A 22,362-nucleotide genomic window follows, 5' to 3' on the forward strand; every position below is an offset into this window, starting at 1 on the left:
AAAAACATTCCATTTCTCAAACGGTTAATAAACTACAATTTGTACAATCGTTCTATATAAAAAAACCTGAGACATTTGGATGTCTCAGGATATATATGCATATATTATCTATTCATAACTGACATCTGGATTAAATCCAAATGTCATCTTATTAAGTGGCCAATATCTAAATGAAACTTTACCTACCACCTTATCTTCATCAATCAAACCAAATGAACGACTATCTTTACTCACTTCACGATTATCACCTAATACTAACAATTTCCCTTCTGGAATTTTGTTTTTACCATCAGCCTGATTGAAATCTTCTGTTTTATAAGTACCTGTAATATATTCACCTAGTTTATGTTTTTCATTGTAATCTAAATAAGGTTCATCAACTTTTTTACCATTAACATATAATTGATCTTTTTTATATTCAATGTTATCTCCAGATGTACCAATGATACGTTTTACATAATCTTGTTCTTTATTGGCATGGAATACAATGACATTTCCCTTTTCTAAATGTCCTAGTTTTTGACCAAACATATTTACAACTACACGTTCACCATCTTTTAAGGTTGGATCCATAGAATCCCCTTTGACTGTGTATGATTTTGCAACAAAATTTGTAATCAATAATACTAACGCTACTGCGACAACAATTGACACAATCCATTCTAGTATTTCTTTTTTCACTTTTTACACCTCGTCTATTTATTTAAAGTTTACTGTGAAGTTGCTTAAAGGGTAATACCTTAAACTTACATCACCAATAATGTCTTCTCGTCGAACAAAGCCTTCTGTTCTAGAATCATTTTTTATTTCACGATTATCATTCAGTACAAAGTATTCGTCTGGTGGAATAATATCTCCTTCAGAACCTTTAATATTTCTGAGGGACAAATCATCAATACTTGACTCAGTATACCTTTCATCTACTTGTCTGTCATCTCTATACAATTGATTGTTTTTAAAAGTTATAGATTGGCCGGGCTTTCCGATAATTCTACCAATATGTACATCGTCACCTTTGTGATACATGATGATATCGTTTAGCTTTAACATGTTAAAGGTTGTTTTGATTTTATTAACAATCACACGATCGTTCTGTTTCAACGTCGGCGTCATACTTTTATCTTGTATGACTGCTCCTGTAACAATAAAAGTCTGAATCAATATTACAATAATAATCGCAAATATTATAGAAATCAAATGTTTTACTACCTTACCCAAATTCTCACTCCTCTGGAGAATGCATAAAATATCGTTCAAGTTTTCTACCTATAAACCAAACGACAATAATAACAATAATAATGATAATCAACCTTAATGGCTCTGTAAATAGCGTCGTAATATCATTACCTAACCATCCAATTAAACCGATCATTATCAATTTCGAACTGAACAATACGACAAGATAAACGTGTGCTCTGATATGCGACAGGCTCACTACCAAGTTCACTAATGCACTTGGTGTAAACGGAAAACATAATAGAATAAAAATCGGGATAACCCCTTTTCTATCTATAAAATGTATTAATCTCTGCACTGAGGTACGTTGCTGTAATTTTTTCATATAACGTGTATGGTTCAATCTTCGAAAGCCTAAAAATACAAGATAGCTCCCTAAAACAGTACCCAACCATGCTAATAATGTGCCCATCCATAATCCGAATGCATTCACATTAACAATCACAAATACAATAATAGGTAGTACTGGGATAAAAGCTTCAATAAAAGGCAATAAAAACCCTACGATATAACCTAAACTGCCAAATAAATCAAACCAATACTGCACTTGTTCTTGAGTCATTTCATCAATCCCTACCATTATTGTTAGTCAACGATAATTATAAGTATATTATAGCGGTTTTAAAACAATTATGTATGCTTTTGTGCAAATATCAGTCTCAAGTACCAAAACAGTTAATGACATCTCACAGAAAAGATGATGTGCATGGATAAAATAAGGCACATACAAAAAAATGATTTCCGCCTAATTAGTGCGGAAATCATTTTGCCAGTCATTTTTTAGATTTATAAATAGCTAAAATTATAAACGTTTTTCTAATGCTTCTTTTTTATCTTCAAAACCTGGTTTACCTAATAACGCGAACATATTTTGTTTATATGCTTCTACGCCTGGTTGGTTAAACGGATTGACCCCAAGTTGGTAGCCGCTCATCGCACAAGCCATTTCAAAGAAATAAACAAGATAACCAAATGTTTCTTCATCAAGTTGAGGAACGTTAATTACTACATTCGGCACGCCTCCGTCAGTATGTGCTAATAAAGTACCTTCAAAGGCTTTAGTGTTTACTTCATCTATTGTTTTGCCTGCTAAATAATTTAATCCATCTAAGTTTTCACTATCTTCTTCTATAGTAATGTTATGTTTTGGTGTGTTTACTTTGACAACCGTTTCGAATAAGAAGCGGCGACCTTCTTGCACATATTGTCCAAGTGAGTGTAAATCAGTTGTATAGTTTGCACTGGATGGATAGATGCCTTTATAATCTTTACCTTCTGATTCACCAAATAATTGTTTCCACCACTCGTTGAAATATTGCATTGAAGGTTCATAGTTTATTAACATCTCAGTGTCATAGCCTTTTGCATATAAAATATTACGAATACTAGCATATTGATAAGCAATATTATCTTCTAGGTTTTCTGAAGAAAGTTCTTCTCTGGCTTTAGCAGCACCGTCCATCATAGCTTCAATATCAATACCAGCAACAGCTATTGGTAATAAACCTACTGCTGTTAAAACGGAGTAACGGCCACCAATATCATCAGGAACTACAAACGTTTCATAACCTTCATTTGTTGCTAATTGTTTTAAAGCACCTTTTTCTTTATCTGTAGTTGCAAAAATACGCTGTTTGGCCTCTTCTTTACCGTATTTATTTTCTAAGATTTGCTTAAATAGTCTAAATGAAACTGCTGGTTCTGTTGTAGTACCAGATTTAGAAATAACATTAACTGAAAAATCTTTACCGTCTAAATAATGAATTAACTCTTGCGTATATGTTGAAGATAAATGATTACCTACAAAGACAATTTCAGGATATTCATTACTATTTCTAAAAGCTGGTGTTAACATTTCAATTGCAGCACGTGCACCTAAATATGAACCACCAATACCAATCACTACAAATACATCTGAATTTTTTTTAACACGTTTAGAAGCTTCTAAAATACGTGAAAACTCTTCTCTATCATAATTAACAGGTAAATCAATCCAACCTAAGAAGTCACTACCAGCACCTGTTCCTTCATGAATTGTATTATGAATTGATTTAACAATATCTTTTTGTTGCTGTAATTCATGTTCGCCGAAAAATTCTAAAGTTTTACCATAATCTAATTGAATATGAGTCATCTAAATTGCCTCCAGTGTTTTTGATTTCATACATATTTTACTAAGTTTATTTTGACTATTCAAACAACTAGCCTACAAAACAAAATTTTTATAATTATTTTAGCTTATTCATTTCTTATATAACAGATAGAATATCTAATAATATATTCATTAATATATACATCACTACAAGGCACATAAAATTTATAAACAACTACAAATCACCACATAAATGGATATTCGAATTGTGAGAAATTTCTACAATTTGCATAATTATGTATAAAAATGGTTTTATTTTCATAATTCTTCTGCTATACTTACTAATATCAAATTTATAAACAACATATTTAAAAATTCAATTGAGGTGTAATATATGAAGGAAAAAATAGTTTTAGCATATTCTGGCGGTTTAGATACAAGTGTGGCCGTAAAATGGTTGATAGATAAAGGCTATGATATCGTGGCTTGCTGTTTGGATGTAGGTGAAGGTAAGGACTTAGACCTAGTTCATCAAAAAGCTTTAGATATGGGAGCAATTGAATGTCATATTATTGATGCCACTGAAGAATTCAGTGAAGATTTTGTTTCATATGCAATCAAAGGCAATCTGATGTATGAAGGCACGTATCCATTAGTATCCGCATTATCAAGACCTTTAATTTCAAAAAAATTAGTTGAAATTGCTAGTAAAACAAATGCAGTAGGCATTGCACATGGTTGTACCGGCAAAGGTAATGACCAAGTTCGTTTTGAAGTTGCAATAAAAGCGTTAGACCCAGAGTTAAAAGTATTTGCACCAGTTAGAGAATGGGCCTGGAGCCGTGAAGAAGAAATTGATTATGCAATCAAACATAATATTCCAGTACCGATCCAACATGATTCTCCGTATTCTATTGATCAAAATCTATGGGGAAGAAGTAATGAATGTGGTATTTTAGAAGATCCATATGCCGCACCACCTAAAGATGCATTTGACTTAACAAATGAAATCGAAGATACACCTGACGAAGCTGATGAAATCGTACTTACGTTCAAACAAGGCCTACCTATCGCTTTAAATGGTAAATCTTATAAATTAAGTCAATTAATTTTAGATTTAAACAAATTAGCTGGTAAACATGGTATTGGGAGAATTGATCATGTAGAAAATAGACTCGTTGGTATTAAATCAAGAGAAGTTTACGAAACGCCTGCAGCAGAAGTCATAATGAAAGCACATAAAGCACTTGAAACGATTACTTTAACTAAAGATGTAGCACATTTTAAACCTGTTATTGAAAAACAATTTTCGGAACAAACATACAATGGGCTTTGGTTCTCTCCACTGACAGATAGCTTAAAAGCTTTTGTGGATAGTACACAAAAATTCGTTTCTGGTGATGTACGTATTAAATTATTTAAAGGCAGTGCTGTTGTAAACGGCAGAAAATCACCTCATACACTATATAACGAAAAATTAGCTACTTATACTAAGGAAGATGCATTTAATCAAGAATCTGCAGTCGGTTTTATTGATATCTTTGGTTTACCTACAAAAGTTAATTCTATGTTACATGGTGGTTACTTAGATGAGTAATAAAGCATGGGGAGGAAGATTTAGTGAGCAGCCCGAAGATTGGGTCGATGAATTTAATGCCTCCATTCACTTTGATAAAACACTCATTCAATATGATGTGCAAGGAAGTATTGCTCACGCTCAAATGTTAGCCAAACAAGATATCATAACTGATGAAGACTGTAAGCAAATAGTTAAAGGTTTAACATCAATTTTAAATGATTATGAACAAGGTAATTTAACGTTCGATGTTTCTTTAGAAGATATTCATCTCAACATCGAACATGAACTAATTAAACGTATCGGTGATGCAGGCGGTAGATTGCATACAGGACGTAGCAGAAATGATCAAGTCGCTACTGATATGCACTTATATACAAAAGATGAAGTTACTCAGATTATTGAGCTCGTCAATGATTTGCAACAAACCATCGTCAATATCGCAGAACAACATGTCAATACAATTATGCCAGGTTATACACATTTACAAAGAGCACAGCCTATTTCATTTGCACACCATATACTAACGTATTACTGGATGTTAGATAGAGATAAATCACGTTTTCAGGATAGTTTGAAGCGTATCGATATTTCCCCACTTGGTGCAGCTGCACTAAGCGGAACGACTTATCCAATCGATCGTCATGAAACGCAATCTTTATTGAATTTCAGCTCTGTTTATGAAAACAGTATAGATGCTGTAAGTGATAGAGATTATATTGTAGAAACATTGCATAACATATCATTAACAATGATACATTTATCGCGTTTTGCTGAAGAAATCATCTTTTGGTCATCAGCAGAAGCCAATTTTGTAACTTTATCAGATGCGTTTTCAACAGGCTCGTCAATCATGCCACAAAAGAAAAATCCTGACATGGCAGAGTTAATAAGAGGTAAAGTAGGACGTACCACAGGAAACCTAATGAGCATATTAATGACGCTCAAAGGTCTACCCTTAGCATATAACAAAGATATGCAAGAAGATAAAGAAGGCTTGTTTGATGCTGTTCACACGATAAAAGGTTCCTTGCGTATTTTTGCAGGTATGATAGATACAATGACTGTGAATGTCGACCGTCTGCATCAAACTGTTTATAATGATTTTTCAAATGCTACTGAACTGGCAGATTACCTAGTCAATAAAGGAGTTCCTTTTAGAACAGCACATGAAATTGTAGGGAAAATCGTACTATGGTCAATTCAACATAATGTTTATTTATTAGATGTGCCATTGGAAGAATATCAAAATGCGCATTCAAGTATTGATTCTGATATTTATGATTTCTTAAAACCAGAAAATTGTGTTAGCCGTAGAATTAGTTATGGTTCTACTGGACAAACAGCTGTGGAGCACCAATTATCAGTCATAAAGCAACAACAGGATACAAATTAACAAACTTTAGAGTAGCATTTAGGACATAAATCCCAGAAAAACAGCACTCAGATGATTTAATTCAATTCATCTGAGTGCATTTTTTATTCAATACTTCGTAATGTTGGCTCGCTTTCTTAAGGAACAGCTTCAGTTTGTAGTCATTAGGTTGTCCTATTCCCTCAAGTGTCTCGCCAAAACACGTCACATTTGTCCAAAATTTTATGTCCCAGACCCGTATTCACACTATTCAAACCGCTTCGCTTTATTACACTTCATTTACTTTCTTCGATATACGATTGTATAAGTTTAATAAATTATTCAACATCACATATTTTTGAATAAAATCAATACTTTCTTTTATTATTTAGCTCAAAACTATATAGACGAATTTCTATATAGATGTTAATCTATTTAATGTTTAGGAGGTATACTTATGTCTTATAAAAGACTTTCAGCATTGCTTAAAGTTCTATCCGATTCAAGCAGATTAGAAATATTAGATTTACTTTCTTGTAGTGAATTATGTGCATGTGATTTGTTGGAACATTTTCAATTCTCACAACCTACACTAAGTCATCATATGAAGTCATTAGTAGATCACGAATTAGTAAATACACGCAAAAATGGCAACAAACGTATGTATCAACTTAATCATGCTATTTTAGATGATATCAATCAAAGTCTCAATATGATTAACACATCTAACCAACATTGCGTATGTAAAAATATGAAATCAGGTGAGTGTTAAACATGACCATTCTAGCAATTATAATTTTTCTTTTAACATTAACTTTTGTCATATGGCAACCTAAGGGATTAGATATTGGTATTATGGCTTTAGCTGGGGCTATTATAGCTATTATTACAGGTGTCGTTAGCTTTTCCGATGTAGTAGAAGTAACTGGCATTGTTTGGAATGCAACTTTAACTTTTGTAGCTGTGATTCTTATTTCATTAATATTAGATGAAATTGGATTTTTTGAATGGTCTGCGATACATATGGTCAAGGCTTCAAACGGTAACGGCTTAAAAATGTTTGTTTTCATCATGTTGTTAGGGTCCATAGTAGCAGCGTTTTTCGCCAACGATGGCGCAGCTTTAATCTTAACGCCTATCGTATTAGCGATGGTGAGAAATTTAGGATTTAATAAAAAAGTGATTTTCCCTTTTATTATCGCGAGTGGGTTTATTGCTGATACGACATCATTGCCCTTAATTGTAAGTAATTTAGTGAATATTGTTTCTGCTGATTACTTTGATATTGGCTTTATTGAATATTTTAGTCGTATGATAATACCTAATATATTCTCATTAATAGCTAGCATTCTCGTGTTGTGGCTCTATTTTAGAAAATCTATACCAAAAACATTTGATACTGAAAATCTTACAGCACCTAAAGATGCAATTAAAGATCCCAAATTATTCAAAATTTCATGGATTGTATTAGCCATATTGCTCGTTGGCTATCTTGTAAGTGAATTTATTCATATTCCTGTATCAATTATTGCTGGTATCATTGCTTTTATCTTTGTGCTCTTAGCTCGTAAATCTAAGGCAGTTCATACCAAGCAAGTGATTAAAGGCGCACCTTGGAACATTGTGCTATTTTCTATTGGTATGTATTTAGTAGTGTTTGGATTGAAAAACGTTGGTATCACCACAATTTTAGCAGATGTATTATCTAACGTTTCAAGTTATGGATTATTTGGCAGTGTCATGGGTATGGGCTTTATATCAGCCTTTTTATCATCAATTATGAACAATATGCCTACTGTATTAATAGATGCTATTGCTATTGGCCAATCCAATGTAATTGGAACGATGAAAGAAGGCATGATTTATGCGAATGTTATAGGGTCTGACTTAGGTCCTAAAATTACACCTATTGGTTCTTTAGCAACATTACTGTGGCTACATGTTTTAACACAAAAAGGTGTGAAAATTTCATGGGGAACATATTTTAGAACAGGTATTATCATTACCATTCCCGTACTATTTGTAACACTGCTAGGTTTATATCTTACACTTATCATATTTTAAGAAAAGAGGTATTTGTAATGGATAAGCAAATAATTTATTTTATATGTACAGGAAACTCGTGTCGTAGCCAAATGGCTGAGGGTTGGGGAAAGCATATATTAGGAAAAACGTGGCATGTCTATTCTGCGGGTATTGAAACACATGGTGTTAATCCTAAAGCTGTAGAAGCTATGAAAGAAGTAAATATTGATATTTCAAATCATACATCAGATTTAATAAATAGTGATATCTTAGAGCAAGCAGATTTGGTCGTAACATTATGTAGTGATGCAGATAAGAATTGTCCGATTTTACCGCCAAATGTTAAAAAAGAACATTGGGGATTTGATGATCCAGCTGGTAAATCGTGGTCAGAATTCCAACGTGTTAGAGATGAGATTAAATTAGCTATTGAAAATTTTAAAACAAGATAACACAATTAAATTATCAGTATAGTAGTTTTAACTACGAGTAAGCGTCAATTTCAATAGAAATTGACGCTTACTCGTTGATTGGGCGTCTTATATGAAGATATGAAACTAGTATGATATAGAAAATAATATTTTCTATTATATTTATACTCGAAATGTTTTAATTAGTTTAATATATTGTTATAAAAATATTAACTTTATAAAACTTAAATTTTAATCCTGTAAATGTTATTCTCAAACACACTTTTATTTTGTAGGGTTGATATGTAAATACATATCGAGGAGTGACCCATTCTTGCAAAATTTAAAAAAAGTACTATCCACGAGTATAGCAACGTTATCTTTAACTTTAATTGGAACGACATCTATAACATCTGCAAACGAAAGTAACAGCAATGTCAGTACACAACAACATGCCACCACACCATCAAACCAAAAGGATAATAACTCACATAATCCAAATAGAGCACAAAATCTAACGGGCGAGAAATATACAACGGTCGCGCATAGAGGTGCAAGTGGTTATGCGCCAGAACATACTTTTTATTCATATGATAAAAGTCACAATGCTATGGGTGCTTCTTATATCGAAATCGATCTTCAGATGACTAAAGATGGTCATCTCGTTGCCATGCATGATGAAACTGTAGATAGGACTACAAATGGTACTGGTAGAGTTGATTCATATACGCTAAAGGAATTAAAGCAATTAGATGCTGGAAGTAAATTTAATGCCGCAAATCCTCAGTATGCAAATTCAAATTATGTGGGTGCTGAAATTCCTACATTAGATGAAATATTAGAACGCTATGGTACTAATGCAAATTATTATATTGAAACGAAATCACCAGATGTTTATCCAGGTATGGAAGAAGCAGTATTAAAAACACTGAATAATCACAATATGCTTAATGAACAATCATTGAATCAAGGACATGTCTTATTACAATCATTTTCACCTGAAAGCTTAAATAAATTGCATCAATTAAATAGCAATGTCCCATTAATCAGATTATTAGATAAAGGTGAATTACGCTCATTAACCCAACAAGATTTTGACCAAATCCGTCAATACGCCATTGGTGTCGGCCCTGAATATACAGATTTAACAAAACAAAATGTTAAAAATCTTAAAAGAGCTGGTCTGCTCGTACATCCTTTCACCGTTAATAATGAAGCTGATATGCACCGCTTAAATCAATATGGAGTAGATGGTGTTTTCACAAATTACCCTGATTTATATAAACAAGTGATTCTAGATGATGAACAAAAAAATAAATAAAATAAAAAGAAGAAGTTCTTGAATTCAAGAACTTCTTCTTTTTCTACAAATTAAAATATTTAATTAAGCCCAACCACGATAACGTGCAGCTTCAGCAGTACGTTTAATACCCACAATATAAGCTGCTAAGCGCATATCAATTTTTCTATTTTGTGATAACTCATAAATTGTATCGAAGGCTGTGATTAGTTTTTCACGCAATTTTGTGTTTACTTCTTCTTCTGTCCAATAATAACCTTGATTATTTTGTACCCATTCGAAGTAAGAAACTGTTACGCCGCCTGCACTTGCTAACACATCAGGTACAAGCAATTTACCACGTTCAGTTAAAATACGTGTGCCAGCTGGTGTTGTTGGACCATTAGCCGCTTCAACAACAATATCAGCTTTAATTTCATTAGCATTGTCTTCTGTGATTTGATTAGCAATCGCTGCAGGTACAAGAATGTCACAATCAAGTTCAAACAATTCTTTATTAGAAATTGTTTCCTCGAATAGATTTGTTACAGTACCAAAGCTATCTCTTCTATCTAAAAGATAGTCAATATCAAGACCATCTGGGTCATGCAATGCACCGTAAGCATCTGAAATACCAACAATTTTTGCTCCCATATCATATAGGAATTTAGATAAGAAACTACCCGCGTTACCAAATCCTTGAATAACGATACGAGCACCTTTCAAATCTAGACCTCTTCTTTTAGCAGCTTGCTCTATTGCAATTACTACCCCTAGTGCTGTAGAGCGATCTCTGCCTTGTGATCCACCTAATACAATCGGTTTACCAGTAATAAACCCTGGTGAATTAAATTTATCTAATGAACTATACTCATCCATCATCCAAGCCATAATTTGTGAGTTAGTAAATACGTCTGGTGCTGGAATATCTTTTGTAGGTCCAACAAATTGAGATATCGCACGTACATAACCACGAGATAAACGTTCAACTTCATGTATACTCATTTGTCTAGGATCACAGATGATGCCGCCTTTACCGCCACCATATGGCAAGTCGACGATACCACATTTTAATGTCATCCACATAGATAACGCTTTAACTTCCTCGACGTCAACGTCTGGATGGAAACGCACCCCACCTTTTGTTGGTCCAACAGCATCATTATGTTGAGCACGATAACCTTTAAATGTTTGAACAGTACCATCATCCATACGTACAGGAATGCGTACTTCAAGGAATCTTAATGGTTCCTTTACTAAATCATACATCCCATCATCAAATCCCAATTTATGCAATGCTTCTTTAATAATTTGTTGCGTAGAAGTAACTAAATTATTATTCTCAGTCATGATTCATTTCGCCTCTTTTTCGTTACTAATGATTTCGCTTTCACGATAATTGTAACATAAGATTTTGCTTTTTAAAGGGTTTTCAAAACTTAAGTTACAGAACATTTTTATTTAAAAACATTTCTTACTTTTTCCAATGCAAAGTCTAATTCTTCTTTGGAAATAATAAGAGGTGGTGCAAATCTAATTACTGTATCATGTGTTTCTTTACATAATAAACCTTCTTCTTTTAATTTTTCACAGTAAGGTCTGGCATTTTCATTTAATTCTATACCAATAAATAATCCACGACCACGTACTTCTTTAATTGCTGGGTGATTGATTTTTTCAAGCTCTGATTTAAAGTACTCACCTAATTCTAAAGAACGTCCTGCTAAATCTTCATCAACTAATACATCTAATGCTGCAATTGATACAGCACACGCTAATGGATTACCACCAAACGTTGATCCGTGAGAACCAGGCGTAAATACACCCAATACTTCTTCATCAGCTAATACAACTGATATTGGGAATACACCACCGCCTAGCGCTTTACCTAAAATATATACGTCTGGTTTTACATCATCCCAATCAGTAGCAAATAATTTTCCTGAACGTCCAAGTCCTGCTTGAATTTCATCAGCAATAAATAATACATTATGTTCATCACATAATTCTCTAATTTCTTTTAAATAACCTTCTGGTGGGACATTGATTCCTGCTTCTCCTTGAATAGGTTCAATTAAAATAGCAGCTGTATTTTCATTAATTGCTTCTTTAACAGCATCTATGTTACCAAAATCGACTTTGCGGAACCCATCTAATAATGGACCATAGCCTCGTTGGTATTCTGGTTCAGATGACAATGATACTGGCGCCATTGTTCGACCATGGAAGTTACCATTGAATGCAATAATTTCAGCTTGATCAGGTGCAATATTTTTCACATCATAAGCCCAACGTCGCGCAGCTTTCAATGCTGTCTCAACTGCTTCTGCACCTGTGTTCATAGGTAAGGCTTTGTCTTTACCAGCTAACTTACATATTTTTTCATACCATGCTCCTAAGTTATCACTATGAAATGCGCGTGATACTAAAGTCACTTTGTCAGCTTGATCTTTTAAAGCCTGAATAATTTTAGGATGTCTGTGGCCCTGGTTTACTGCAGAATAAGCAGATAGCATATCCATATATTTATTTCCTTCAGGATCTTTAACCCATACACCTTCAGCTTCTGAAATTACAATTGGAAGCGGCACATAATTGTGTGCACCATAATGATTTGTTAATTCAATGATTTCTTCAGATCTTGACATAATATCTCCCCTTTGTATGAAGTATATAATAATTTATTGGCAATACTCATTCATAGCATAACGTATTTATTCATTTACGAAAACTATTTTCCGAAAATACTATAAAATCGTAGATATAGAACTCAAATAGCCACTTTTAAATATCAAATTTAGAATATAGCTTTCAAAATGTAAGCCTTTACATTAATATAATGACACACTTCTGACTGTTTACACAAGCCAATTTTAATAAATTTATTAATTCTTCTTGATTAAAAACACTATCACAATATTCATACTAATTTTAGTGCCTACAATTTATAATATTTTATATAAAAATTGCTAATATCTCCGACATATATGTTATATCTTCCTAAAAAACGCCAGCACCAACAACCATTGACTATTTTTAATATAAAAGGTTACCTTAACGTTCATCAAAATTTTACACAAACAAAAAACGTCAATTTCTATATATATTCAATAGAAATTGACGTTGCTTCATAAGTAAAATATTTATACTTTACTTCAGTTTTGAAATTAAAGTGGTATTTAATATTATAAACATCTTCACATTCAAAGATTTTATTTATTGTCTGTTCTTGGTAATGGGTAAAAGCCTTTATTAAATTGTTCCCATAATTTTGGTGGCAGATGATGTTTATCTGCTCTTTGTGGGTCAAAGTGAGATAAAATTTCATCTTCTTTGCCATCTTTAATTTTACTTACAAAATTATGATCCAATAAGATTTCTCGTCCTAAAGCGACGAGTTCTACACCTGTTGACTCAATTGCTTCAATAGCCTGTTCAGCCGTAAAGATAGATCCTATACCTATTAATGGCATGCGTCCATTAATCCACTCTAAAATGAGTTTAATACGTTCTTGCCCTTTGTACTGGCCTTCACGTGTTTGAGAGTGAATATCCATTAATGAAACATGTAAGTAATCTAAAGGTTTTTCTATTAATTGCTCAATTAGTTCTTTTGTAATTTCCATGCTTATACCTGGAGATTCAGCTTCTTCTGGAGAAAATCTATATCCAACGATAAAATCTTTACTGCCATATTTTTTAACAGTTTCAGTTACTTCGTCTACTACACTTGTAGCAAATTTATAACGGTCTTCTCCCCATTCATCATTACGACGATTATAATATGGAGATACAAATTGATGGATTAAATAATGATTGGCACCGTGAATTTCAACACCATCAAAGCCAGCTTCAATGACTCTGCGCGTTGCTTCACCAAATGCTTTTATTGTTGATTCAATTTCATCATTAGTAATTTCACGTGCTTGATGGGCTTCTTGTTCACCAAAACTTTTTAATGATATAGGGCTAGGTGCCGCAACATCACCATCAGGCGTTAAATTAGGTAAAGATTGTGCACCGCCGTGATGTATTTGAACAACCGCTTTCGCACCATTTTTCTTCATAGCTTTTGCCAAACGTTTTAAGCCTTCTAAATTAGAATCATGCGCTACTGAAGGTTGCCCAGGAAAAGCTTTCCCTAAATCAGTAACATTGCTTGCTGCTGAAATTGCTAGACCAACATCTTTAGAACGTTGTTCCATATACACAATCTCTTCATTAGAAATTGTACCATCATCATTAGATGAAACGTGTGTTAATGGAGCTAGTACAAATCGATTATCTAAAACTACTTGATTTGGTAATTTTAATTTTTCAAATAACGGTTGAAATTTTTTGTCCATTAAATTAAATCCTCCTAATATACAATATACTTAAGTGTCATTGCATAATCACTTTAAGCGATTTTAATTCTAACTTTCCTGATTTTAAATATAAAATTATATGCTCACGCATATAGTTTTATATTAACCTACAAAATTTACCTTACAAATAAAAAACACTAACATCTTAAAATAAAATGTTAGTGTTTTTTAAAAGATGATCGCTCATCTTTTATCGCGTTTTTGGACTGTTTAATCCAAACCGGTAAGCGTTCTTTAATTGTTTGAAACCCATACTTTTCGGTTTCTTTAATTTCATCTAATACTGATTGCTTTTCTTTTTTACGTTCATAATTTTTAAAATAGTCGTTATCTTTTAAAGAAAGATTTAACTTTCCTTCTTTATCGATTGAAATGACTTTCGCTTTGACAATTTGCCCTTCCGATAAAAACTTTTTTAAATTATGGACGTAATCATCCATAATTTCAGAAATATGGATTAATCCTTCAGTATTGTCAGGGGTTTCTACAAAAGCGCCATACGGTTGAATACCAGTCACACGAACTTTGATATGTTGACCTACTTTATAGTGATTATTCAACGTGATAACCCCTTATTTCGTTTTACTTAACATGTTCATAATAGCATAAATCATTCAATGGTACTAATATTACCTAGAAAAATTTCACGATTTTTCAAAATTCAGCTATACAATAATTGTTCGAATTGGAGTTACGTCTCATTATACAAAGGCTTTTGAACAATTCTAAGAATGTAACTTGATTCAATACTTTCAAAATAAAAAATCTCAAGTGATTGTTCAGAAGATGATTTTATTTAATATGCATGCATCGCCATGTTCTTATAAAGACAACAAAAATATCATAATAATAGTTAAGAGACTGGAACAATTAATTTGTCCCAGTCTCTTAGACTTCTCTATATTTTTAATATGATCGATTAATGTTTCATTAAAATACAAAACGATAAAAGATTGTTTTACCCACTACCGTTCAAACTATGTTTCACATTATTTTTCAATAATATCTATCGAATCAATCGTGATATCATGTAAAGGTTTATCTTGTGGTCCTACCTTTGTTGCAGCAATATCTTCTAACGTAGATTCACCTTCTAATAATTGACCAAAAACAGTATGTTTTTGATCTAGCCAAGGTGTGCCACCCTTTTCACCATAAGCTTTCACAATTGGTTCCGGCCAACCACCATCTGCGAGTTGGCTAAGCATAGATTCTGGTACCTCCTTCATTTGAACAATAAAGAATTGTGAACCGTTAGTATTTGGACCAGAATTTGCCATTGATAATGCACCATATAAATTGAATGCTTCAAGTGAAAATTCATCTTCAAATGGACCTCCATAAATACTTTCACCACCCATACCAGTTGCAGTTGGGTCGCCTCCTTGTACCATGAAGTCATTGATGACACGATGGAAAGAAATACCATCATAGTAGCCATTTTTCGCATGTGTAACAAAGTTCTCTACTGTTTTAGGTGCGATATCAGGCAATAATTTGAAAGACATATCACCCTTATTCGTATGCATAACCATTTTTATTTCATTTTCGTTTACTTCTGAATTTAGCTGAGGATAGTTCGACATTTTTATTCTCCATTTCATGTTAAGATGATATATGTATTCTAACATAAAATGAGGGGTGTATTGAATTATGTTATATCGTTTTGCACATAAAACTGGAAGTTATGGTGTTTCTGTTATAGAAGAGGATGACAATCAAGTACTTGTTCAAATTGAACAGGTCATTAAACATCCAAAGCAAGGTGACTTACACCATCCAAACGAAACAAAAAACGTATTTTTTCATGAGCGCAAAGCTTTAAGTCAATTTGAAAAGCGTTATACGTCAAAATCCAAGCTTAGAACATTTAATGTAGAAGAACTGGATTATATACAATCTTTACAAATTGCAATTACAAACTTAGAAAATAAATTAAAAGAAGAAAATACTGAACATGCTAATTGCTCGCTTGCTAATTTAGCACAATTAAAAAAAGATTATTCAATTCAATATAAACAAAATTTTGAATAAAAATACCGTGTTTCTTCTTATTTAAAACAAACTTTAAATTAAAGCTCCACAAGGGTTAGCGTGGTTTTTCAGAATAGTCTTATTCATGTATAATGACCTTATACTATTTTAAAAAGGAGGATAAAATAATGAGTTTGATACATATAGCGGTATTATTACCGTTAATATTTGCACTCATTATTCCAATTGTATACCGCATACATAAGCGTATACATTTAGGATGGTTTGTGTTACCTATCCCCGTCGTCTTATTTATATATTTTCTATCAATCATTTCGACAACAATGTCAGGTAAAAGCGTAGTACATAAAGCAAATTGGATGCCTCATTTTGGCATGAATTTCGATTTATACGTTGATGGCTTAGGTTTATTATTCAGTTTACTAATAACTGGTATTGGAAGCTTGGTTGTCTTATATTCTATTAGCTATTTAAGTCGACAAGAGCAATTAGGTCATTTTTATTGTTACCTTTTGCTTTTTATGGGTGCCATGTTAGGTGTCGTATTATCAGATAATATCATTATCTTATATCTATTTTGGGAGTTAACTTCATTTTCAAGTTTTCTACTCATTTCATTTTGGAGAACGAAACAAGCATCTATTTATGGTGCACAAAAATCAATGCTCATAACTGTGTTGGGCGGTCTTTCCCTGCTAGGTGGTCTTATTTTACTATCCCTTGCAGGTAATTCCACTAGTATTCAAACGCTCATAAATCACGCGTCTGAAATCCAAACAAGCCCTTACTTTATATTGTCTATGATTTTTGTAATTATAGGAGCGATGACTAAATCAGCTCAGTTTCCATTTTATGTTTGGTTACCAGATGCAATGGAAGCACCAACGCCAGTTAGTGCTTACTTGCATTCAGCAACAATGGTTAAAGCCGGTCTTTATTTAGTTGCACGTATGACACCAATATTCGCGCTTTCACAAGGTTGGATTTGGACGATTACTGCAGTGGGGTTAATCACTTTGTTTTGGGCATCATTAAATGCAACAAAGCAACAAGATTTAAAAGGCATTTTAGCCTTTTCAACTGTCTCACAACTTGGCATGATTATGTCAATGTTAGGTATCGGAGCAGTAAGTTACCATTTCGAAGGCTCAGACAGTCAAATTTACGTTGCTGCTTTTACGGCAGCTGTGTTTCACCTTATAAATCATGCTACCTTTAAAGGTGCATTGTTTATGGTAACTGGTGCTATTGATCACAGTACGGGAACACGTGATGTCAATAAATTGGGTGGCTTAGTAACCATCATGCCAATTTCTTTTACCATCACATTAATTACATCATTAAGTATGGCAGGTATTCCTCCATTTAATGGTTTCTTATCAAAAGAGAAATTTCTTGAAAGTATGATTGAAGTTACGCACGCTAATATCTTCAGTTTAAATAGTATTGGTATACTCATACCAATCGTGGCAATTTTAGGTAGCGTATTCACTTTTGTCTATGCTGTTAGATTTATTGGTCAAATATTCTTAGGTAGCTATAAACCAAATAATTTACCAAAATCAGCGCATGAAGTTTCAAAACTAATGCTAATTTCTCCAGGTATATTAGCAATACTCGTCATTGTTTTTGGGTTCTTCCCTTCTATATTGACTGGGACAATCATTGAACCAGCAGTAAACGCAATTAGTCATAATAGTAACGCAACAGCTGAGTTTCATATGTTCCATGGATTTACACCAGCCTTTTTCTCAACATTAGGCATTTACATCGCTGGAATTTTGTTAATACTTAGCTTTGGTTATTGGATCAGCCTATTAAAAGCACAACCTACAAAACTAACAATCAATTATTGGTATGATAAATTTGGAGCGGTGTTCCCAGGCTATTCAAGTCAATTTACTAACACTTACGTTACTGGGTTTACACGTAATAACTTATTAATCATTTTCGCATCTTTAATTGTGATTACACTTGTGACATTATTAGTAACACCATTCAATGTTAACTTTAAAGATGTTAGTGAAATCAGACCATTTGAATTGATCATCGTAGTCTTTATCATTACAGCAGCGTCTATGATTATATTTGCACGCTCACGCCTATTCAGTATAATCATGGCAAGTGCAGTAGGTTATGCAGTAGCGATCTTCTTTATTTTCTTTGGTGCACCAGACTTAGCATTGACGCAATTTGTTGTAGAATCTATTTCTACTGCATTGTTCTTATTATGTTTCTATCATTTGCCAAATTTAAATCGACATAACGAATCAACTTCATATAAATGGTTGAACATTATTATTGCCATCGGTGCTGGTACCGTCGTAACAGTATTAGGTTTAATCACATATGGTAATAGACACTTTGGCTCAATTGGAGAATTTTATAAAGCGCATGTATATGATTTAGCACATGGTACAAACATGGTCAACGTTATTCTAGTTGATTTCCGTGGTACCGATACTTTATTCGAATCCTCTGTACTAGGAATTGCAGGTTTAGGTGTTTACACAATGATTAAACTTCGTTATAAAAACAAACCAAATAATGAAGGAGGAACTCACATTGAAAAGACAGAAAAATAATTTAATTTTCCAATACTCAGCTATCGTGATTTTCTTCTTAATCGTTATGTTTGGTTTACACCTATTTTTAACAGGACATTATACACCTGGTGGTGGTTTCGTCGGTGGCCTACTCCTATCAAGTTCACTTGTGATTGTAGCAGTGGCTTACGATATTAAGACTATGCGTAAAATATATCCATGGGATTTCAAGAAACTCATTGGTATTGGGTTATTCTTTTGTTTAGCTACACCTATGGCGAGTTGGCTATACAATAAAAACTTCTTTACGCATACGCCATTTGAGATTCCATTAGGTATTTTAAAACCTATAGAAATGCATACTGCCACATTTTTCGATTTAGGTGTTTTATGTGCGGTTGTTGGCACAATAATGACTATAATATTAGCGATTGGAGAGAATGAGTAATGGAAATAGTGATGATTTTTGTTTGTGGTATTCTCACTGCAATGAGCGTCTATCTCATTCTTTCTAAAAGTTTGATACGCATCATTATTGGGACTACATTACAAACACATACAGCTAATTTATTCTTAATAACTATGGGTGGTCTTAAGAAAGGTGAAGTCCCTATTTATGAAAAAGGGTTCACTTCATATGTGGATCCAATTCCACAAGCACTCATATTAACAGCTATAGTAATTTCATTTTCTGTAACAGCCTTTTTCTTAGTATTGGCTTTTAGAAGCTATAAAGAACTAGGTACAGACAACGTAGAAAGTATGAAAGGGGTGCTAGATAATGATAGAGAGTAATCTTATTATTTCATTACTCGTCATACCAATGTTAACAATTATTGCATTAATTTTTATTGGTAAACGCCCTAAAATTAAACGCTACGTTGCATTAACAGGTACTGCAGTCACATTAATTTTTGCTTTTATAAATTTAAAAAATATTCTCAGAGATGGACCTATAAAACTCGAACTTGGTTCATGGGATGCACCATATAGTATTGTTTTTGTTACAGATATTTTTAGTATTTTACTTGTGATTACAAGTTTAATTGTAACGATGTTAATTATTTTATATTCATATCAATCTGTAGGTATCGAGCGTGAAACATATTACTATTATTTTGCTATTATGTTTATGCTCACTGGTGTTATAGGATCATTTATAACTGGTGATATTTTCAACCTTTTCGTATTCTTTGAAGTATTTTTAATGGCCTCTTATATTTTATTAGTTATTGGTGGCACACAAGTTCAATTGAGTGAAACGATAAAATATGTACTTGTAAATGTGACATCTTCTGCTTTCTTTGTTATAGCCGTCGCAATGCTTTATTCTGTTGTAGGCACATTGAATTTAGCAGATATTAGTGAAAAATTAAGTCAATTGTCAACACAAGATAAAGGAATTATCAGTATTATATTTATTATGTTTATCTTTGTCTTTGCTACAAAAGCTGGTGTCTTCCCAATGTATATCTGGCTACCAGGTGCTTATTATGCGCCACCTATAGCAATTATTGCCTTCTTTGGTGCGTTGTTAACAAAAGTTGGCGTTTACGCAATAGCTAGAACAGCAAGCTTATTCTTTGGTGATGCTTCTAACTTTTCACTGTACACCATTTTATTCTTAGCCTTACTTACAATTATTTTTGGTTGTGTAGGTGCTGTTAGCTACTTTGATACTAAAAAAATCATAATTTATAATATTATGATTGCTGTTGGTGTCATTTTAGTCGGCGTAGCAATGATGAATCAGGCTGGTATGATGGGAGCGATTTATTATACATTACATGACATGTTGATTAAAGCAGCCCTATTTTTCTTAATTGGTGTCATGTATAAAATCACCAAAACACACGATTTACGTAAGTATGGTGGTTTAATCAAACATTACCCTGTATTAGGCTGGTCTTTCTTTATCGCTGCTTTGAGTTTAGCCGGTATACCACCGTTAAGCGGCTTTTATGGTAAATATTACATTGTTCAAGCTACTTTCGAAAAAGGATTTTATTTAAGTGGAATTATCGTTTTATTATCTAGTTTAGTTGTACTTTACTCAGTTATTCGTATTTTCTTAAAAGGTTTCTTCGGAAAATCTGAAGGTTATGAAGTCAACCCTAAACTGCAATACAAAGGTATTTTAACAGTTGCTATTATTGCAGTTGCTATATCAGTGATATTTGGCCTATCCGCTGACTTTTTACAACCAATCATAAAAGATGCTGCCGAAACATTCTATAATCCTAGTGTTTATATAGACAGCGTATTGGGGGGCAAATAATATGGCAATTCAAATATTAGTGAATTTAATTTTATCAGTGTTTTGGCTATTTGTAACAGGTAGCTATACATTTAATAATTTCCTATTAGGTTATATATTTGGGCTATTGTTAGTATTCCTGATGCGTGGTGTCTTACCCGGTAGATTTTATGTTATTACTATTTATAAAATCATAAAATTATTTATCGTATTTTTAGTAGAATTGGTTAAAGCAAATATTGATGTTATTAGAATCGTTACTAAACCTAAAATTAACAATGAACCCGCCTTTTTTACTTATCCAACAGATTTGAAAAAAGATTGGCAAATTGTGTTGTTATCAAATTTGATTACACTAACACCAGGTACGATTGTTCTAGGCATCAGTGATGATCGCAAACAAATATATATTCACAGTATTGATTTCAGTACCAAAGAAGAAGAAATAGAAAGTATTAAATCATCACTAGAAAAAGTGGTAAGAGAGGTAGGTGAGTATTAATGAACTACAACGTGATATTAATCGTGGCATTAGTTATTGTAACATTGTCAATGTTTGGTATGCTTGTTCGTGTCATTATCGGCCCTTCTCTTGCTGATAGGGTTGTGGCACTTGATGCAATGGGTATCCAACTAATGGCGATTGTAGCACTATTTAGTATTTTCTTAGGTACTAAATATATGATGGTTGTCATTTTATTAATTGGTATTTTAGCGTTTTTAGGAACTGCAGTGTTTGCAAAATATATGGATAAAGGTAAGGTGATTGAGCATGATAACAACGATCGTCATTAGTATAGCGCTTATTTTGGTTATCCTTGGCTCACTCATAAGTGCACTAGCTGCGATTGGCCTCTTACGTTTAGATGATGTATATGCACGTGCGCATGCTGCTGGTAAAGCTGCTACATTAGGAGCAATGTTACTTATAAGTGGTGTTTTCTTATATTTCATAGGTCGTGAAGGTTACGTAAATATGCAATTACTTATTGGAATATTATTTATTCTGATAACAGGTCCACTAGCAAGTCACCTTATTATTAAATCCGCATATAATTTGAGAACACCCGCTTCCAAAAGAACAAAACGTGATGATATACAAAAAGACCTAAAAGATACAAAATTGTAAAGTCATTAACTTACGCATTCCAATTATCTGGGATGCGTTTTTTATTTTATAAAATTAATGATTGCTAAATTCGATGTGTGATGATATATTAAATCG

23 protein-coding genes are annotated in these 22,362 nt (G+C 32.9%); 14 read left to right on the top strand and 9 right to left on the bottom strand.

All coding sequences use genetic code 11. The features are described 5' to 3' along the window. Positions 1 to 108: 108 nt before the first annotated feature. The 4 genes from lepB (NST87_RS09240) to NST87_RS09255 form a co-directional block, all read right to left on the bottom strand. Complete coding sequence (gene lepB, locus NST87_RS09240) at positions 109 to 681, bottom strand: signal peptidase I (RefSeq protein ID WP_064264172.1); 573 nt, start codon at positions 679 to 681, stop codon at positions 109 to 111. 18 nt (positions 682 to 699) lie between these two features. Further along, a complete protein-coding gene (lepB, locus tag NST87_RS09245; protein ID WP_019469645.1) occupies positions 700 to 1,218 on the bottom strand; it encodes a signal peptidase I in 519 nt (172 codons plus the stop codon). 4 nt (positions 1,219 to 1,222) lie between these two features. Next, a complete protein-coding gene (locus NST87_RS09250; protein ID WP_019469646.1) occupies positions 1,223 to 1,798 on the bottom strand; it encodes a TVP38/TMEM64 family protein in 576 nt (191 codons plus the stop codon). A gap of 240 nt (positions 1,799 to 2,038) precedes the next feature. Then, positions 2,039 to 3,370: a glucose-6-phosphate isomerase gene (locus NST87_RS09255; protein WP_040030158.1), complete on the bottom strand. Its 1,332-nt coding sequence runs from the start codon at positions 3,368 to 3,370 to the stop codon at positions 2,039 to 2,041. 352 nt (positions 3,371 to 3,722) lie between these two features. On the opposite strand from NST87_RS09255, the gene NST87_RS09260 reads away from it, so the two are divergent. From NST87_RS09260 to NST87_RS09285, 6 genes are all read left to right on the top strand, one after another. Then, on the top strand, positions 3,723 to 4,925 hold the full coding sequence (locus tag NST87_RS09260) for an argininosuccinate synthase (protein ID WP_019469648.1): 1,203 nt from the start codon (positions 3,723 to 3,725) through the stop codon (positions 4,923 to 4,925). After that, the gene (gene argH / locus NST87_RS09265; RefSeq protein ID WP_040030159.1) at positions 4,918 to 6,300 is read left to right on the top strand and encodes an argininosuccinate lyase; all 1,383 of its coding nucleotides are present in this window, start codon (positions 4,918 to 4,920) and stop codon (positions 6,298 to 6,300) included. Before NST87_RS09260 ends, argH begins: the two co-directional genes overlap by 8 nt. Before the next feature lie 415 nt (positions 6,301 to 6,715). Continuing rightward, entirely contained in the window at positions 6,716 to 7,030 is a 315-nt protein-coding gene (locus tag NST87_RS09270; protein WP_019469650.1) for an ArsR/SmtB family transcription factor, read from the top strand. A 2-nt stretch (positions 7,031 to 7,032) separates the two neighbouring features. After that, positions 7,033 to 8,322 (top strand): arsenite efflux transporter membrane subunit ArsB, encoded by a 1,290-nt coding sequence (gene arsB / locus NST87_RS09275; protein ID WP_103211271.1) that lies wholly within the window; start codon positions 7,033 to 7,035, stop codon positions 8,320 to 8,322. A 17-nt stretch (positions 8,323 to 8,339) separates the two neighbouring features. Continuing rightward, positions 8,340 to 8,735, top strand: coding sequence for an arsenate reductase (thioredoxin) (gene arsC, locus NST87_RS09280; RefSeq protein ID WP_019469651.1), 396 nt, complete (start codon positions 8,340 to 8,342; stop codon positions 8,733 to 8,735). A gap of 292 nt (positions 8,736 to 9,027) precedes the next feature. After that, a complete protein-coding gene (locus tag NST87_RS09285; protein ID WP_040030162.1) occupies positions 9,028 to 10,014 on the top strand; it encodes a glycerophosphodiester phosphodiesterase in 987 nt (328 codons plus the stop codon). Positions 10,015 to 10,077: 63 nt separating this feature from the next. Here the strand turns inward: NST87_RS09285 and NST87_RS09290 are convergent, their stop codons facing one another. The 5 genes from NST87_RS09290 to NST87_RS09310 all read right to left on the bottom strand — a co-directional run bounded on the left by NST87_RS09290 (position 10,078) and on the right by NST87_RS09310 (position 15,925). Next, positions 10,078 to 11,322 carry a Glu/Leu/Phe/Val family dehydrogenase gene (locus tag NST87_RS09290; protein ID WP_019469653.1) on the bottom strand — a complete coding sequence of 415 codons (1,245 nt, stop codon included), beginning with the start codon at positions 11,320 to 11,322 and terminating at the stop codon, positions 10,078 to 10,080. Between the two features lie 107 nt (positions 11,323 to 11,429). After that, positions 11,430 to 12,620 (bottom strand): ornithine--oxo-acid transaminase, encoded by a 1,191-nt coding sequence (locus NST87_RS09295; RefSeq protein WP_019469654.1) that lies wholly within the window; start codon positions 12,618 to 12,620, stop codon positions 11,430 to 11,432. A gap of 564 nt (positions 12,621 to 13,184) precedes the next feature. Next, entirely contained in the window at positions 13,185 to 14,318 is a 1,134-nt protein-coding gene (locus tag NST87_RS09300; protein ID WP_019469655.1) for an NADH-dependent flavin oxidoreductase, read from the bottom strand. Positions 14,319 to 14,497: 179 nt separating this feature from the next. Further along, positions 14,498 to 14,899, bottom strand: a complete 402-nt coding sequence (gene ygs, locus NST87_RS09305; RefSeq protein WP_019469656.1) for a S1 domain-containing post-transcriptional regulator Ygs — start codon at positions 14,897 to 14,899, stop codon at positions 14,498 to 14,500. Positions 14,900 to 15,328: 429 nt separating this feature from the next. Beyond that, complete coding sequence (locus tag NST87_RS09310) at positions 15,329 to 15,925, bottom strand: peptidylprolyl isomerase (RefSeq protein ID WP_019469657.1); 597 nt, start codon at positions 15,923 to 15,925, stop codon at positions 15,329 to 15,331. 67 nt (positions 15,926 to 15,992) lie between these two features. Between NST87_RS09310 and kapB the strand changes: the two genes are divergently transcribed. The 8 genes from kapB (at position 15,993) to NST87_RS09350 (ending at position 22,266) form a co-directional block, all read left to right on the top strand. Next, entirely contained in the window at positions 15,993 to 16,373 is a 381-nt protein-coding gene (gene kapB, locus NST87_RS09315) for a sporulation phosphorelay system protein KapB (protein ID WP_019469658.1), read from the top strand. Positions 16,374 to 16,501: 128 nt separating this feature from the next. Then, entirely contained in the window at positions 16,502 to 18,919 is a 2,418-nt protein-coding gene (locus tag NST87_RS09320) for a Na+/H+ antiporter subunit A (protein WP_040030164.1), read from the top strand. Next, entirely contained in the window at positions 18,900 to 19,328 is a 429-nt protein-coding gene (locus tag NST87_RS09325) for a Na(+)/H(+) antiporter subunit B (protein WP_080760407.1), read from the top strand. The genes NST87_RS09320 and NST87_RS09325 overlap by 20 nt, the downstream gene beginning before the upstream one ends. Further along, positions 19,328 to 19,675, top strand: coding sequence for a Na+/H+ antiporter Mnh1 subunit C (gene mnhC1 / locus NST87_RS09330; protein ID WP_040030166.1), 348 nt, complete (start codon positions 19,328 to 19,330; stop codon positions 19,673 to 19,675). The genes NST87_RS09325 and mnhC1 overlap by 1 nt, the downstream gene beginning before the upstream one ends. Next, the gene (locus NST87_RS09335) at positions 19,662 to 21,158 is read left to right on the top strand and encodes a Na+/H+ antiporter subunit D (RefSeq protein ID WP_019469662.1); all 1,497 of its coding nucleotides are present in this window, start codon (positions 19,662 to 19,664) and stop codon (positions 21,156 to 21,158) included. Before mnhC1 ends, NST87_RS09335 begins: the two co-directional genes overlap by 14 nt. 1 nt (position 21,159) lies before the next feature. Beyond that, positions 21,160 to 21,639 (top strand): Na+/H+ antiporter subunit E, encoded by a 480-nt coding sequence (locus tag NST87_RS09340; protein ID WP_019469663.1) that lies wholly within the window; start codon positions 21,160 to 21,162, stop codon positions 21,637 to 21,639. Beyond that, on the top strand, positions 21,639 to 21,932 hold the full coding sequence (locus NST87_RS09345) for a Na(+)/H(+) antiporter subunit F1 (protein ID WP_019469664.1): 294 nt from the start codon (positions 21,639 to 21,641) through the stop codon (positions 21,930 to 21,932). The genes NST87_RS09340 and NST87_RS09345 overlap by 1 nt, the downstream gene beginning before the upstream one ends. Beyond that, positions 21,910 to 22,266 carry a Na+/H+ antiporter subunit G1 gene (locus NST87_RS09350; protein ID WP_019469665.1) on the top strand — a complete coding sequence of 119 codons (357 nt, stop codon included), beginning with the start codon at positions 21,910 to 21,912 and terminating at the stop codon, positions 22,264 to 22,266. Before NST87_RS09345 ends, NST87_RS09350 begins: the two co-directional genes overlap by 23 nt. Positions 22,267 to 22,362: the final 96 nt, after the last annotated feature.

Origin of the sequence: Staphylococcus sp. FSL W8-0271, from assembly GCF_038006605.1 — a bacterium.
GTDB classification, from domain to species: domain Bacteria; phylum Bacillota; class Bacilli; order Staphylococcales; family Staphylococcaceae; genus Staphylococcus; species Staphylococcus cohnii.